This window comes from Halobacillus massiliensis, assembly GCF_900166625.1.
Taxonomy (GTDB): domain Bacteria; phylum Bacillota; class Bacilli; order Bacillales; family Halobacillaceae; genus Halobacillus_A; species Halobacillus_A massiliensis.
The window spans coordinates 1,438,345-1,452,377 of record NZ_LT800499.1; the positions used below are offsets into that span (position 1 = coordinate 1,438,345).

General features: G+C 37.0%; 15 protein-coding genes. 9 read left to right on the plus strand and 6 right to left on the minus strand.

Going from position 1 to position 14,033, the window contains the following annotated elements; translation table 11 throughout:
- Nucleotides 1-13 precede the first annotated feature (13 nt).
- The 4 genes from B7E06_RS07100 to B7E06_RS07115 all read right to left on the minus strand — a co-directional run bounded on the left by B7E06_RS07100 (nucleotide 14) and on the right by B7E06_RS07115 (nucleotide 3,764).
- Nucleotides 14-379: a hypothetical protein gene (locus tag B7E06_RS07100; protein ID WP_082233317.1), complete on the minus strand. Its 366-nt coding sequence runs from the start codon at nucleotides 377-379 to the stop codon at nucleotides 14-16.
- Between the two features lie 130 nt (nucleotides 380-509).
- Complete coding sequence (gene thrB, locus B7E06_RS07105) at nucleotides 510-1,418, minus strand: homoserine kinase (protein WP_082233318.1); 909 nt, start codon at nucleotides 1,416-1,418, stop codon at nucleotides 510-512.
- Nucleotides 1,415-2,467, minus strand: a complete 1,053-nt coding sequence (gene thrC, locus B7E06_RS07110) for a threonine synthase (RefSeq protein ID WP_082233319.1) — start codon at nucleotides 2,465-2,467, stop codon at nucleotides 1,415-1,417. Before thrC ends, thrB begins: the two co-directional genes overlap by 4 nt.
- Before the next feature lies 1 nt (nucleotide 2,468).
- Nucleotides 2,469-3,764 carry a homoserine dehydrogenase gene (locus B7E06_RS07115; RefSeq protein WP_082233320.1) on the minus strand — a complete coding sequence of 432 codons (1,296 nt, stop codon included), beginning with the start codon at nucleotides 3,762-3,764 and terminating at the stop codon, nucleotides 2,469-2,471.
- Between the two features lie 343 nt (nucleotides 3,765-4,107).
- On the opposite strand from B7E06_RS07115, the gene B7E06_RS07120 reads away from it, so the two are divergent.
- From B7E06_RS07120 to B7E06_RS07160, 9 genes are all read left to right on the plus strand, one after another.
- On the plus strand, nucleotides 4,108-4,320 hold the full coding sequence (locus B7E06_RS07120) for a hypothetical protein (protein ID WP_082233321.1): 213 nt from the start codon (nucleotides 4,108-4,110) through the stop codon (nucleotides 4,318-4,320).
- Between the two features lie 100 nt (nucleotides 4,321-4,420).
- Nucleotides 4,421-4,876 (plus strand): IDEAL domain-containing protein, encoded by a 456-nt coding sequence (locus tag B7E06_RS07125; protein ID WP_082233322.1) that lies wholly within the window; start codon nucleotides 4,421-4,423, stop codon nucleotides 4,874-4,876.
- A gap of 180 nt (nucleotides 4,877-5,056) precedes the next feature.
- On the plus strand, nucleotides 5,057-5,311 hold the full coding sequence (locus B7E06_RS07130) for a helix-turn-helix domain-containing protein (RefSeq protein WP_082235938.1): 255 nt from the start codon (nucleotides 5,057-5,059) through the stop codon (nucleotides 5,309-5,311).
- A 186-nt stretch (nucleotides 5,312-5,497) separates the two neighbouring features.
- Entirely contained in the window at nucleotides 5,498-5,641 is a 144-nt protein-coding gene (locus B7E06_RS07135) for an anti-repressor SinI family protein (protein ID WP_082233323.1), read from the plus strand.
- Nucleotides 5,642-5,699: 58 nt separating this feature from the next.
- Nucleotides 5,700-6,917 carry a helix-turn-helix transcriptional regulator gene (locus B7E06_RS07140; protein ID WP_082233324.1) on the plus strand — a complete coding sequence of 406 codons (1,218 nt, stop codon included), beginning with the start codon at nucleotides 5,700-5,702 and terminating at the stop codon, nucleotides 6,915-6,917.
- An 86-nt stretch (nucleotides 6,918-7,003) separates the two neighbouring features.
- Nucleotides 7,004-7,507, plus strand: coding sequence for a VanZ family protein (locus B7E06_RS07145; RefSeq protein WP_245807694.1), 504 nt, complete (start codon nucleotides 7,004-7,006; stop codon nucleotides 7,505-7,507).
- A 305-nt stretch (nucleotides 7,508-7,812) separates the two neighbouring features.
- The gene (locus B7E06_RS07150; protein WP_082233325.1) at nucleotides 7,813-9,528 is read left to right on the plus strand and encodes a phospho-sugar mutase; all 1,716 of its coding nucleotides are present in this window, start codon (nucleotides 7,813-7,815) and stop codon (nucleotides 9,526-9,528) included.
- A gap of 212 nt (nucleotides 9,529-9,740) precedes the next feature.
- A complete protein-coding gene (locus tag B7E06_RS07155) occupies nucleotides 9,741-10,841 on the plus strand; it encodes a glycosyltransferase family 4 protein (protein ID WP_082233326.1) in 1,101 nt (366 codons plus the stop codon).
- A gap of 294 nt (nucleotides 10,842-11,135) precedes the next feature.
- Complete coding sequence (locus tag B7E06_RS07160; protein WP_082233327.1) at nucleotides 11,136-12,170, plus strand: acyltransferase family protein; 1,035 nt, start codon at nucleotides 11,136-11,138, stop codon at nucleotides 12,168-12,170.
- A gap of 33 nt (nucleotides 12,171-12,203) precedes the next feature.
- Here the strand turns inward: B7E06_RS07160 and B7E06_RS07165 are convergent, their stop codons facing one another.
- Nucleotides 12,204-13,391: a CDP-glycerol glycerophosphotransferase family protein gene (locus tag B7E06_RS07165; protein WP_082233328.1), complete on the minus strand. Its 1,188-nt coding sequence runs from the start codon at nucleotides 13,389-13,391 to the stop codon at nucleotides 12,204-12,206.
- Nucleotides 13,384-13,782: a glycerol-3-phosphate cytidylyltransferase gene (gene tagD, locus B7E06_RS07170; protein WP_082233329.1), complete on the minus strand. Its 399-nt coding sequence runs from the start codon at nucleotides 13,780-13,782 to the stop codon at nucleotides 13,384-13,386. The genes B7E06_RS07165 and tagD overlap by 8 nt, the downstream gene beginning before the upstream one ends.
- Between the last annotated feature and the right edge of the window lie 251 nt (nucleotides 13,783-14,033).

A 14,033-nucleotide genomic window follows, 5' to 3' on the forward strand; every position in this document is an offset into this window, starting at 1 on the left:
CACGGCTGTCTTATTATTTCTCAATAGTAATGTTAATTTTACTTAAACCAAGGGCCCTGGCCGCTTTGATCATACGTGCAGCTTCCTGCTCAGCATCGTTAATTGAAATATTACTCCTCGAAATATTTAATGAAGTGCCGCCGAACAGTGGGAAATTTTCTTCCTGTTCATCTCTAATAGAAGGAGTCGTCTCCAGCTCAGAAAGGATTTCATGTTTGCTTCGATTCACACGGCCGCGGATTTTACGACCATGGTAAACGACGCTCGCATATGGACAACCGGTTTCAGCAGAAATTTCGCGGTAATTTTTCTCGGTGTCTTGAATTAAACGTTTAACTTCAATTAAATCGTATTCATATTGTTTGTTTCGTTTTGCCATAAACTTTAACTCCTTTATTAATATCTATTCATTTATTGTATACAAACTTTTACTATTTTTATAGTGTAATTTATCACCATATTCAAACAATTTCTGCGGCCAGTTAATAATAAAAAAAGAACCAGTTTATTTACTGGTTCAAAGGAGCGGAATTAACGGCTGTTACCCCGTTTATATCAGCTTGTAACAAATCGATATTATATTGTGATAAATCTGTGATGAGATTCGTGAAGTTAGTACTGGTATGAAACATGCCAATCATTGTAGGACCTGCACCACTGATATAGTAACCGAGAGCTTTATGTTTATTCAGAACTTCAGATACTTTCGGAAAGTCGGGAATTAATTCGCCCCTGTAAGGCTGATGCCATTTGTCCTGTTTCATCATTCTCCCGACAAGCTGCCAGTCTTGCTCAGCTAAAGCTGCTACTAAGACATTAGCCATTCCGCTGGCATAAACCGCATCTTTATAGGGAAGCTGAGTTGGTAAAATAGCGCGCGCTTTCTCAGTTTCTACATGATAATCAGGAATCACAGCGGCAAACGTCACGTTTTCAAGACCTTTGGAAAAGCGGACAGATTCCAGGTTATGGCCGTCATAACTTGAAACGGTAATTCCTCCATAAATAGCGGGTGCCACATTGTCAGGATGGCCTTCTATTTCACAGGCGATTAACAGCTTTTGCCGTTTTGTCAGATTCAAGTTTAACAGCTGATTAGCAAGTTCAATTCCTCCTACAACAGCGGTCGACGAGCTGCCAAGTCCCCTTGCAATTGGGACATCATTTGTCATTCGAATCTGACAAGGAGGCAGTTCGTTTTCTTTAAACTTGGCTGCAGTAAACAAAGCAGATTTATAAATGAGATTATTTTTATCGTTTGGTATGAACGGAGCATCCTGCTCAGAAAGAACGAAATTCCATTCATCTGCGGGCTCACATTCAAGTGTGACATAAAGCTGCAAAGCTAAGCCCACAGAATCGAATCCTGGTCCTAAATTTGCTGATGTTGCAGGGATTCTAATTGTAAACATACTCATGATCGAACGCCTGCAGCTTCTGAGAATTGTTTAAGATCATTCTCAATAACAATTGGTTTAATTTTGCTTTTTTCAATGGCCGTATTTGGATCTTTTAAGCCATTTCCTGTTAACACATGAACAACCTTGGAACCTTGAGGAATTGTACCGTCTTTAACTTTCTTAATCGTGCCCGCGATAGAAGCACAGGAAGCGGGTTCTGCGAAGACCCCTTCGGTTTCTGCCAGCCACTGATAAGCCTCAATGATTTCATCATCGGTTACTTCATTTATACTCCCTTTTGACTCTTCAGCTGCTTTTAACGCAGGCTGCCAGCTTGCCGGATTACCGATCCGAATCGCAGTCGCAATTGTTTCAGGATTCTCAATCACTTCATTTCTCACAATAGCAGCAGAACCGCTGGCTTCAAATCCAAGCATTTTTGGCAGCTTTGTTCCTTTACTCTCATGATATTCTTTAAAACCTTTCCAATAAGCGGTAATGTTCCCCGCGTTTCCCACAGGAATACTAAGGAAGTCAGGGGCATCGCCTAGTACATCACATACTTCGAAAGAGGCTGTTTTCTGTCCTTCAATTCGATAAGGGTTTACAGAATTCACAAGAGTAACAGGCTCTTTTTCAGCAATTTCACGTACCATTTTCAGTGCCTGATCAAAATTTCCTTTAATAGAAAAGATCTCTGCCCCATACATAACGGCTTGAGCTAACTTTCCTTCTGCAATTTTCCCATCAGGAATGACGACGATACAGCGCAGTCCTGCCCGTGCAGCGAATGCTGCAGCAGATGCGGACGTATTGCCGGTTGAGGCACATATAACCGCTTTAGACCCGGCTTCTATAGCTTTAGCCATAGCCATAACCATTCCTCTGTCTTTAAATGAACCAGTCGGGTTGGCCCCTTCGATTTTCACATAAGCATCAATTCCAAGTTCTTTTGAAATCGTAGGAATTGGCAATAGAGGAGTATTTCCTTCGTATAATGTAAGGTTAGGAGTTTCTTCAGTTACCGGTAAATGGTTTGAGTATTTATCTATAAGACCTTTCCACATTTTATTCGCTCCCTTCTACACGGAACACACTATCAACTGAACGAATGGATGAAAGTTTTCCAAGTTCTTCATAAGCGCGCTCGAAATCTGCTTCACTCACCTGGTGCGTAATCATCATGAGCTCCCGTTCATCTTCTGCATCTGCTTTTCGCTGGATGATCTGGTCAAATGAGATATCATATTGAGCAAAAATTTTCGTTAATTCCATTAACATACCAGGCTGATCATGAACGTGCAGGCGTAAATATTTTTTAGTTATTGTATCATTTTTAGTTTTCATTTTCTTAGGAAATTGCGGTTGTACATAGGCCATGCCAGAGGTTCCCAGTCTTAAACTTTTTATAACAGCAATTAAATCGGACACGACAGCTGTGGCAGTAGGAAATTTACCTGCTCCTGGACCATAAAACATGGTTTCACCAACAGCGTCACCGTATACATATACTGCATTGTACTCATCATTTACAGATGAGAGTGGGTGATCAAGAGGCAGCAGGGTAGGCTCTACACTGATCGACGCTCCATTTTCACTGTGATCTGCAACGCCGATTAATTTAACAGAATAGCCCAGCTGTTTCGCATAATTGATGTCAGAAAGTGACAACCCTCTTATCCCTTTTATTTGGACATCTTCAAGGTTAATAGGCATCGAAAACCCAAGGATAGAAAGAATGGTCATTTTTCTTGCTGCATCAAGACCATCGACATCTGCAGTAGGATCAGCTTCAGCGAAGCCAAGATCCTGGGCCTCTTTCAGTACTGTATCGAAGTCGACGCCTTCTTTCGACATTTTAGTTAGAATATAATTAGTCGTTCCATTGACAATTCCCATCATCTTACGAATACGGTCAGATGACAAACCATCCAGAATAGCTCGAAGGATTGGAATGCCTCCCGCTACGCTGGCTTCGTAAAAGAGGTCGCATTTGTTTCGCTGTGTGGCTTCAAGTAATTCAGCACCATACTGAGCGACTAAATCCTTATTTGCTGTTACAATGTGTTTCCCATTTTCAATGGCTTCCATCAATATTTTTAAAGTATGGTCAATGCCTCCCATGACCTCAACCACAACATCTATTTCAGGATCCTGCGTGATATCTGTGTATTGATCAGTAAGTTTAGTTTCATTGTTTTGCAGGTTTCTAGGTTTTGATAAATTGTTGACAAGAACTGTTTTAATATTTACGTTACAACCCGTTTTATGTTGAATACTTTCTTTATGATCTTCCAGGATTTCAATTACGCCGCTTCCAACAGTACCTAATCCCAGAAGTCCTACAGAAATTGTTTCTTTCATTTTCCCACACTCCCTGTCCACTTGAAATAAACATTTTATTATATGTAATGGACATTGTAACGAAAAGATAAAGGTTTCACAAGGTGAAACAGGTTTTCCTTCATTCTTTTCTCTGTTTATTTGAATATTTTTAATATTTTAGTTGTCTCAATTTTAACATATTGTCACTAAAGACTTCGCTGAAAGTTCTTAAAAATAAGTGATTTGATGAAAAATTTGACATATATCAACATTAAAAACAATTTTGAATAATAACAAGAAAGCATAAAAAAGTATAGGGCAGTTGACTATTTGAGATGTTCATTATATAAGTAATTATACCTATTTGGAGGTGAAGATAATTATGAAAAAAGTCACGTATTCATGGAGAATGTATGAGGTGATGATCGCCCGGATTATTGAAGAAATGGGGCTGTCAGGGAAAGAAGAAATTTTTATGAAGGAAGGGATGAAGGTTTTTCATCAATATATTAAAAGCCAACCTGCAGAGGCTGTAAATGACTATTCACTACATAATGAAATTCGCAAACATTTTCGGTCACTTATGCCTTATTAAAAAATTGGAGGATCGGTAATTAAAATTACTTTATTTTTTGCCCAAAGTAAGGGATAATATAGTAAAATACAGAAAATTCTGATTTAAAGGGGTGGGCTCCATGCTTAATATTAAAATGTTAAAGCCATATTATGTTAAGGAAGATAAGCGATTTATTAGAGTTGTTCTCGCCTACCAGTACTTTTCCCTGTTTATTGATGATGAACTGTATCAATTTATCCCTATGGAATCAAGAGAGATTATTTATGACAGAGAAAGTAAGCGCATTCATAACGTTTTTGACATTTTTGTATTTCAGCGAGGAAAACGGACTGTATATGTATCAGTCGCTGATTTACTGAAACTGCCTGAGTTTCTTACACATTTAAATTCAATTATTATGCCGTTTGATAGACAAAAGAAAGAGACACTTAAAATCGAAGATACGAAAACAGACCTAATCATTCAGGAACTGGAAAAAGAAAATTTGCGAAGGATGATTGATTTAGCTCTTGATGCTAAAGATATTGATAAGTTTAATGAACTGGCGGCTAAATGGAGTAAAGTAAATTCTTAAACACCCTCCTGGACCCCCGAAGTAAGAGTAAAGAACTAATTTTTAGGGGCTGGCACCTTCTCAGGAGGGTGTTTTGTGTTTTTTTTGTTCTTTATTACGAAAATAACACTTTTAATGATGAACTTCACACGTTATAATGTACATAAATTATTCTTTATAAAGAACGAAAGGAGTGATGTAATGTCAGAGATTGGAGAGCGAATTAAAACGATAAGAAAAGACAGAGGACTTTCAATAAATAAATTCGCTAAACAAGCTGGTGTTTCCAAATCTTATGTAAGTAATATTGAAAGAGGGGTGCAGGAGAATCCATCGCTGGGCGTATTAGATAAAATGGCTTCCACTCTTAATGTATCAATCCAGGATTTGTTATCAGGTGAAGGTTATATTCGACAAAAAAAGGAAAAAGAGAATGAGGTAACGGAAACGTCTTAATCAGGTTTCGAGCGTTTTTTACAATAAAAATGAAATCTTTATTTCAAATTAAATGAAAAATATTAAAATTATCTGAAAAATATTAAAAACAATTTCTGGAAATTTATTTATAATGGTCATATGTTTTTAAGAGATCGCGAATGGGATTAGAAAAGTTCGCAGAATGAACGGGGAGGTTCATTGGAAATGAAAGCATGGTCTCGTAGGGATTCATTGGATACAGATTGGATGGAGATGATGAAAGAAGCTAAAGAATTGGGGTTAACGTTAGAAGAGGTAAGAAAATTTCTTACCGATACAATTAAGAGGAGTAAACAAGACATCAGCTAAGAGCTGATGTTATTTTTTTGAAAAATAATATATATTGAGTGTAGGAGGGGATACGATAATGAGAATTCGACAATTGGAATTGTTTCAATTGCTGAGGGATTGTGCCAGGATTTTTAGAACATCCATTCTGGCATTAAATGAAAAAGACGGAGTAATAAGATATTTTCCCGATACATTTCAGCTTCCACCTAAAATATTTCATTCTACCCTTCAGCATTGTTTAATGGAAAGTAAAAAGAATCCTTTTCAAATACAGATTTTTTCAGATGTGTTTTTTCAAAGTTTTTTCATCTATCCTCTAGAAGATAAAGAGGGAGATTTTACATTTATCGGAGTCGGCCCTTACCTTACCCATGAAGTAGGGAAGTTTCAAGTACGCAAGCTTCTTATTTTGAATGGTCTGGATTTCTCTTATGAAGGGGAAACAATTGAATATTTTAAACAGCTTCCAGTTGTTGAGAAAAAAGATCTTATGGCAGTAGAAAGGCTGCTTCATGCGCTCCTTCCTAATGAGGCAGAAGGGGTTTATTCTCTCAAAGATATCCCTACAAAAGAACTACAGGAATATCGTGAATATAAGTTGAATCAGCTTCACTCACAAGACTATCGACATTTAATTGAATTAAATGACAATTTCAACCGTTTTTTTAAACAAGGGGATATAAAAGCCTTGGAAGAATATAAAAAATTGAGGAAGACCTCCCAATATCCACTGGGAAATGGTGACGAGTTGAGGTCGGCTAAAAATAATATCATTACACTCATTTCAAAACTAACGAGAATCTCTATTGAAGAAGGGGTTAATAAAAATGAAGCTTTTACCCTCCATGATTTTTACATAAATCACTTAGAATCTAAGAAAAAGGTACAGGACGTTGAGAATCTGGAGTATACGATTGTGCGGGCATTTCTTGATGCGATTAAACAAAAAAACCTGATAAGCCGTGTCTCCCCGCTTGTACATAAAACAAAGAATATTATCTTTCAAAAATTAACAGAAAATATTACCCTCAGAGGCATAGCCCAGGAACTAAAAGTAAACCCGAATTACTTGTCGAGTGTTTTCACCAAGGAGACAGGAATATCCCTGACTAAATACATTAACGAGCAAAGGATAAAAGAAGCAAAAGAACTACTGAGAGAAACGCCGTACTCTCTTATGGAAATCAGCATTCTTTTAGGCTATAACAGCCAAAGTTATTTTACCAGAGTATTCAAAAAGCAGGTAGGAATCGGTCCAAAAGAATTCAGAGAAAAGCTGTATAGTGGACAATAGCCATATATGGAAAAATAGCTATTTCTATTTTTTGAAAAAACTGACCATTTATTGTAGAAATGTGTTAAAATGTGGAGAAAGTACTGTTGGCTGAAAGGAAACATATGAAAAAGATAGGCAACTGGATCCCTGCATTCTTTTGGATGGGGATTATTTTTTATTCCTCATCTACACCCTATGAAAAACAAAACGTTCAGCCGCTTTTAAAGCAATGGCTTGATCTGGCCTGGCTGACACCTTACATAGATGGATCTACTTTTACATACAACGGACAGGTTGTCAGCACTGCTGCACTTGGAACAGAAGGCTTCGTCGAATTTTTCATTAGAAAAGGGGCCCATGTCGCAGTGTTTTTTATTTTGGCGCTTTTATTCTACTGGGCCGTTCATCAGACCTGGCAAGTATCTGAACGCTTGGTTCTACTTATCTCCTGGCTGTTTACTGTCTTATATGCCATTACTGATGAACTGCATCAAGGGCTGACACCTAATCGAAGCCCGTATGTTGGAGATGTCGTTTTAGACAGTGCGGGCGCTTTAGCAGCCATTCTATGTATTTATTTAATAGGGCATAAAGTTGGAAAACGCTAAAAAGAAGTTTTGAAATCAAATTATATAGGTATAGAGATTACTAAGAATATAGAAAAGGTGATAGAAATTGACAAAAGCTGAGGAATTAAAAGAAATGCTTCAATTAATTTTAACTCAAACGGAAAATTCCGAATTATCGTCATCAGAAGAGGTCATCAAGCAGATGATTCAACAACTGCAAGTATAGACAAAAAAGGACAAAGATTTTGTCCTTTTTCTGTATTTATTGCCCCTGAAATAAGGGTATATATGTTATAATTACTTCCCAATACATAGTTAGAATATTATAACAAAGGACTGATAATATGACTTGGAATGATCACTTTAACCGCTGGAACGAATTTACTTCTTTAGACGCTTCGTTAAGAACACAGCTCGATAAGCTGCAGCAGGATGAGCAGTCATTGGAAGAGGCCTATTATAAGGATCTCGAGTTCGGTACAGGCGGTATGAGAGGGAAGCTAGGGCCAGGTACCAACCGAATGAATATCTACACAGTTCGACGTGCAGCTGAAGGACTGGCTTCTTATGTTGAAAGCCAGAATGGAAAGGAAAAGGGTGTCGCCATTGCTTATGATTCCCGGTATATGTCAAAAGAATTTGCAGTCGAAACGGCTAGAGTCTTAGGACAGCACCAAATTCAATCCTATGTTTTTTCCTCTTTACGTCCCACTCCAGAATTATCATTTGCTGTAAGGCACCTTGGCGCAGCAGCGGGAGTAGTCATTACGGCGAGTCATAACCCACCCGAATATAATGGTTTTAAAGCTTATAACTCTGATGGCGGACAGCTCCCGCCAAACGAAGCGAGTACTGTAATAGATATGGTGAACAAGGTTGAAAACGAACTTGAAGTGGAAGCGGCAGACCAGGCTGAATTGGAAGCCAGCGGCTTACTAAAGTGGATCGATGAAGATGTCGACAGGCCTTATCTTGAAGCATTAAAGACAGTGAATGTTAAAAAAGATATAAACAGCCTTGCCGATGATTTAAGCGTCGTCTTTACTCCACTTCACGGCACTGCTAAAATGCTCGTTGAAAAAGGATTAGAGCAGATGGGGCTGAAAAAAGTATATACAGTCGAAGAACAAGCTAAACCAGACCCTGAGTTTTCTACCGTTGCTTCTCCTAATCCTGAAGAACATCAGGCATTTAAATTAGCCATTGCAAAAGGAAAAGAAACGAATGCGGATGTGCTCATTGCTACTGATCCGGATGCTGACCGATTAGGTGTAGCTGCTCCAGATGAAAACGGTGACTATAAAGTGTTAACAGGTAACCAGACAGGGGCTCTTTTAATTGATTATCTGCTTTCCCAGTCTGAAGAAATTCCGCAGAATGGAATTGTTATTAAAACCATTGTTACGTCGGAATTTGGGCGCGTCATTGCTGAGCATTACGGTCTTTCCAGTCTGGATACACTGACAGGTTTTAAATTCATAGGTGAAAAGATAAAAGAATATGAGCAGACAGGTGAACATACATTTATGTTTGGCTATGAGGAAAGTTATGGCTATCTGGTAAAAGATTTTGCGAGGGATAAGGACGCTATTCAGGCTGCTGTACTATCAGCAGAAGTAGCGGCATACTGGAAGTCCCAAGGCAAAACTCTGCATGAAGCTTTAGATACGCTGTATCAGAAGCATGGTTACTTCCTTGAAGATCTGCAATCTATGACTATGGAAGGAAAGACAGGAAGCGAACGAATTGGACAGATAATGGACGATTTTAGAAGCAATCCTTTAACGCAGGCAGGAGGTCTTCAAGTCCTTGCCGTCGAAGACTATTCTTCATCTGAACGGAAAAACGCTGATGGTACAGAAGAAACCATTGAGCTGCCAAAATCAAATGTGGTTAAGTTTATTTTAGAAAATGACAGCTGGTTCTGCCTGCGTCCATCTGGGACAGAGCCAAAGATTAAGTTTTATTATGGTGTGAAAACAAATTCCAGTGAAGAAAGCCGCAGCCTCCTGGAAAAAGTAAAAGAGAGTGTCAATGAGCAAATTAAGAAAAGCGTATAATTGTGGAAGCTCTGATTTTAATCAGGGCTTTTTTTGTTGGATGGAAAACTAAAATATTTTTTACTTTAAATATCCAATTTAGTTTATTTCTTACTATATTATTAAATTGCTTTTTCAAAATCCCTTAAATTGCCCAAAACCCAATATTACGTGTGATATAATGGGGGTCGGTATAATTTTAAAGGGGCTTCCCTTGTCAAGTGAGGATTATTATGATTATTTATATAAAAATACTAGCTGCTTTTCTTTTGTCAATGGCTGTCAGTTATCTGCTCGTATTTCCAGTCATAAAATTGGCGAAAAAGTGGAAGATGATGGACCATCCTGAAGCAAGGAAAATTCATGAAATCATCACACCGAGAATGGGCGGTCTAGCCATTTTTGGCGGTGTTGTCGCAGGAATGCTAATCATCCGTCCTGATATTCAATATTTCACAGCTATCTCGATCGGAGCTGTCGTCATTGTATTGACAGGTCTCTTAGATGATCGTTTCCAGATTAGGCCTGTCGCAAAGCTTCTCGGACAGGTTTTAGCGGCGTCAATTTTGATATTCTCCGGGCTTCAGATCGATATTTTAACCATTCCTTTTATTGGGATGATACCTTTAAGTGATCCAGTAAGTATCATATTGTCATACTTTTGGATTATTGGGATAACGAATGCAATCAACTTAATTGATGGTCTGGATGGTCTTGCCACCGGAGTTACGACTATATCTTTAATAAGTGTGGCTATAATGGCACTAGCGATAGAGCCTCAAGTAGCTATTGTATTTCTTTGTATCGTATTAATAGGCAGTAATTTAGGCTTTTTAGTCCATAATTTTTACCCGGCAAAAATTTACATGGGTGATTCAGGATCATTATTTTTAGGTTATTCGATGGCCGTTATCTCGATGGTCGGGTTATTTAAAAATGTTACCCTTTTCAGCTTTGTAATTCCAATTATCGTTTTAGCCATCCCTTTATTTGATACACTGTTTTCTATTATTCGAAGGTTCTTAAACAAACAGAAGATTATGATGCCGGACAATAAGCATATTCACTATCAAATTTTAGCCGCTGGCTTCAGCCACCGTACAACAGTGTTGATTATTTATGGCTTCAGTGCATTATTTGGCTTTCTGGCCATTATGTTTTCCTTAACATCTTTTAGTGTTTCATTAGGAATCACCTTTATTATGCTATTCCTGCTTCATTTGTTTGCTGAAATGACAGGAGTTGTTCAGAAAGGGAAACGGCCTGTTCTTCATACAATTCGCAGGATCTATAAAGGAAATTCAACAAAGAGAAAGAAGGACAATGAAGGATAATTAGATGGTATTTAAAAATTTGGTTAAGACAGAGTCATTGGTTAGACATACGTAAGACTCTGGCAAATATCTAAAATAGAAAACCTAGTTTAGCCAAGAAGCTATTCTGGGTTTTCTACATTTAATTATTCTTTGTCTAGGTAGGTCTTCATATGTCCTATTCATCTTTCAGCTAAACAATTTGGTTCATTCAATATGAGAAGTTTGTCACATTATGTGAGCAGGAATACATGATTCCCCTAAGAGTACGACCAAAAAACAGGGGGTTTTTATAAAGAAGAGGAGTTAAAGAGTATGGTTAGAGAATGGAATTATTTAAGAGTGTTAGCATGCCTATCCATTGTTTTCCTGCATAGTACAACCAATATGGGAAGACAATTGGGTCTCCCTGATTCAGAATTATATACGTTAGCAAGAGTATTACTATGTTATGCCACCCCAACTTTTATTGTTTTATCAGAAATCATTTTGGCAAATCGATATCCAGATAAATTGCCGGAAGGGTTTTTTAGAAAGAGATTTAAATTCATTCTATTACCTTATTTCTCGTTTGCCATTATTGATGCATTAGTAAAGAACTATATAGATCCAAATATTATTGTATCGCAAAAGATTGTTGACAATATGTTTTTTGGCCAATTTGAAGGGTATTTTATACTAATCATTCTGCAGTTTTATATTCTTCATTATATTGTGGTGACTTTTAATGTGTCTATGAAAACTCTACTGCCTATCAGTTTCTTTGTAATGTGCATTCATTTAATGGCTTTCAATTCAGGCTTTCAATTTCTACAAGATTATACAAAGTATCATAAGCTTTTCTTTACTGCCTGGTTTGGCTATTTTACTGTCGCTTTTATTATTGGTAAGTACTATAAAGAAGTTTTACACTTTCTTGAAAAAAATAAATGGCTTCCTTTCTTATGTATGTTCTTTTCAATTGCTATTATATATATTAATTTTCAAAATGGAGAAACAGGTGTACATTCTCGCAGATTAGATTTATATGCATTTACGATTTTCTTAAGCTTAAGTGTCCTGAGCTTGAAGCGTTACTTTATTGATTCTAAGATCATAAATCTAATTAGTAACTATTCGTTAGGAATTTATTTAGTGCATTGGCAAGTCCAGCGGCTTATCGCCCCGTATGCTGGAGATTTTTTCGGCAGAAACAGTATAGGGGTAATTGGTTTATTCATAATATCATTACTGCTTACAATCTTGATTATTAAAATAATCTCTATTCTTCCTTTAGGAGCTTTCGTTGTCGGGAATACGAAGAGAAGAAGTTATCAAGACAAGAAAAAAGCACTTCCTGCAGTAAGTTAAAAAAGCTCCATGTGCCTAATGCACATGGAGCTTTTAATGTTGACTTACAAATTCAGGAAGTCTTGATGTTTTTTTATCATATACAGCTTCAATTAATTTTTCACTGGATCGGCCATCGGAAAACTCATTCCATTGCTTTGAAAATCGTTTGATTAATTCAAAATTAAAGTTTTCTTCCCAAAGAATTTCAATAATTTCCTGAGTAGTATATGCTACTGGTCCTGGTGTCATGGTATGATAGTCTTCCCAAAATCCCCTCACCCTTACATATTCTTCTAAATCAAAAGAGTAGAAAATCATTGGCTTGTTCAGCAATGAAAACTCGTAAGGTATTGAAGAATAATCAGTAATTAGAACATCAGTAATTAACAACAGATGATTAATATGCACACCGCTGGAGACATCCACTATAAATTCAGGATAAGGATTGTGAAAGTTCGAATTAACTGCTGGATGAAGCTTTAGAAGAAGTATGCTGTCTTCCTGAAGCGATTCATACATCAATTTAAGGTCCAGCTGAATTTCAGGGTTTGTTAATTGATGCTCTCTAAAGGTTGGGGCGTACAGCAGAACTTTCTTGCCTTTAATTTGGGAGAATTGTTGTCTTAATTTTTTCTCAATTTGGCTATGGTCATCATAGAAGAAATCTGTTCGCGGAATCCCTGTTTTTAAAATATTATGATCTTCTAAATCAAAACTTTTCTTGAAAATTTCTGCCATTTTATCTGATCCCACAATCACTTTGTCAAACCGCTGATAGACTTTTCGAAACCTCTCTTTTGCTTTCATAGTCCGCCCTTCAATCGAAGGGTCAGCCAGCCCAAATCGTTTCACGGCACCCGATGCATGCCATAATTGAATACACTCTACATTTTTCTTAAAGTTAACAGCAGCTAGAAAACCAAAATAATTATCTACAAACACTTTTTCCGAAGTCGCCAGATGATAAATAGACTTTACAAACGCTAAAGGCTTCTTGGGTTGGAATGGCAATACAGTCGTTTGTTTATCCTCTTGAAAAGAAAATTGGCATCGAGCTTCTTTTAAAATTACGATGTCTCCTCTGTACTGTTGTTTCTTTAGAGCTTCAACTGTAAACAAAATATTATCCCCAAAAGAAGAAACAAAAACCGTTTTCTTCCGTTGGGGAGCACGTTTAGCAATATTAAAAATAACCTTCACGATAAGCAAATAAATGCTTATCAAAAAGTCTCTAACCATTGTTCACATCCAGTAAATCGTCTTTAATTTTACTAGTTGAAATTCCAACAGTACGAGGGAGATACACGACTTCACAATAATCTTTTAAGTGGTCGAATTTACCTTTCCAATCATCACCCATAACGAACACGTCCACATCGTACTTCTGAACGTCTTCTACTTTTTGCTCCCAATTATCTTCAGCTATTACTTCATCGACGTAGCGGATAGCTTCAAGTATCATTTTACGGTTTTCAAAGCTGTGATAAGCTTCTTTATTCTTAATAGCATTAAATTCATCTGATGAAATAGCGACGATCAAATAATCTCCTAGATCTTTTGCGCGTTTTAATAGATTAATATGTCCCCAGTGGAGTAAATCAAAGGTTCCATAAGTGATTACTTTTTTCATTATATGTTTCTCCTCCTTGGTTGTTAAACATACCATTATAGAGTATATACCATTATTTTTACAAAACTAAAACACTATATTTACAATATGATGAAATTTCTATTATATAATACTTAGTATCTCTGTCTATTATATAGTACAAGATGTTACAAATTAAAACAACTGAATCTAATAAATTACATTGATTCCCAGGATGGAATTCTTCATTAGAGTAGTTGTTTAATCATCTCTATGGCTCGTGGGTATTCGGA

Bases quoted from the DNA above. Each gene is read 5' to 3' on its own strand.
- B7E06_RS07100 (WP_082233317.1), bottom strand. From the start codon at position 379: ATGGCAAAACGAAACAAACAATATGAATACGATTTAATTGAAGTTAAA.
- thrB (WP_082233318.1), bottom strand. From the start codon at position 1,418: ATGAGTATGTTTACAATTAGAATCCCTGCAACATCAGCAAATTTAGGA.
- thrC (WP_082233319.1), bottom strand. From the start codon at position 2,467: ATGTGGAAAGGTCTTATAGATAAATACTCAAACCATTTACCGGTAACT.
- B7E06_RS07115 (WP_082233320.1), bottom strand. From the start codon at position 3,764: ATGAAAGAAACAATTTCTGTAGGACTTCTGGGATTAGGTACTGTTGGA.
- B7E06_RS07120 (WP_082233321.1), top strand. From the start codon at position 4,108: ATGAAAAAAGTCACGTATTCATGGAGAATGTATGAGGTGATGATCGCC.
- B7E06_RS07125 (WP_082233322.1), top strand. From the start codon at position 4,421: ATGCTTAATATTAAAATGTTAAAGCCATATTATGTTAAGGAAGATAAG.
- B7E06_RS07130 (WP_082235938.1), top strand. From the start codon at position 5,057: ATGTCAGAGATTGGAGAGCGAATTAAAACGATAAGAAAAGACAGAGGA.
- B7E06_RS07135 (WP_082233323.1), top strand. From the start codon at position 5,498: ATGAAAGCATGGTCTCGTAGGGATTCATTGGATACAGATTGGATGGAG.
- B7E06_RS07140 (WP_082233324.1), top strand. From the start codon at position 5,700: ATGAGAATTCGACAATTGGAATTGTTTCAATTGCTGAGGGATTGTGCC.
- B7E06_RS07150 (WP_082233325.1), top strand. From the start codon at position 7,813: ATGACTTGGAATGATCACTTTAACCGCTGGAACGAATTTACTTCTTTA.
- B7E06_RS07155 (WP_082233326.1), top strand. From the start codon at position 9,741: ATGATTATTTATATAAAAATACTAGCTGCTTTTCTTTTGTCAATGGCT.
- B7E06_RS07160 (WP_082233327.1), top strand. From the start codon at position 11,136: ATGGTTAGAGAATGGAATTATTTAAGAGTGTTAGCATGCCTATCCATT.
- B7E06_RS07165 (WP_082233328.1), bottom strand. From the start codon at position 13,391: ATGGTTAGAGACTTTTTGATAAGCATTTATTTGCTTATCGTGAAGGTT.
- tagD (WP_082233329.1), bottom strand. From the start codon at position 13,782: ATGAAAAAAGTAATCACTTATGGAACCTTTGATTTACTCCACTGGGGA.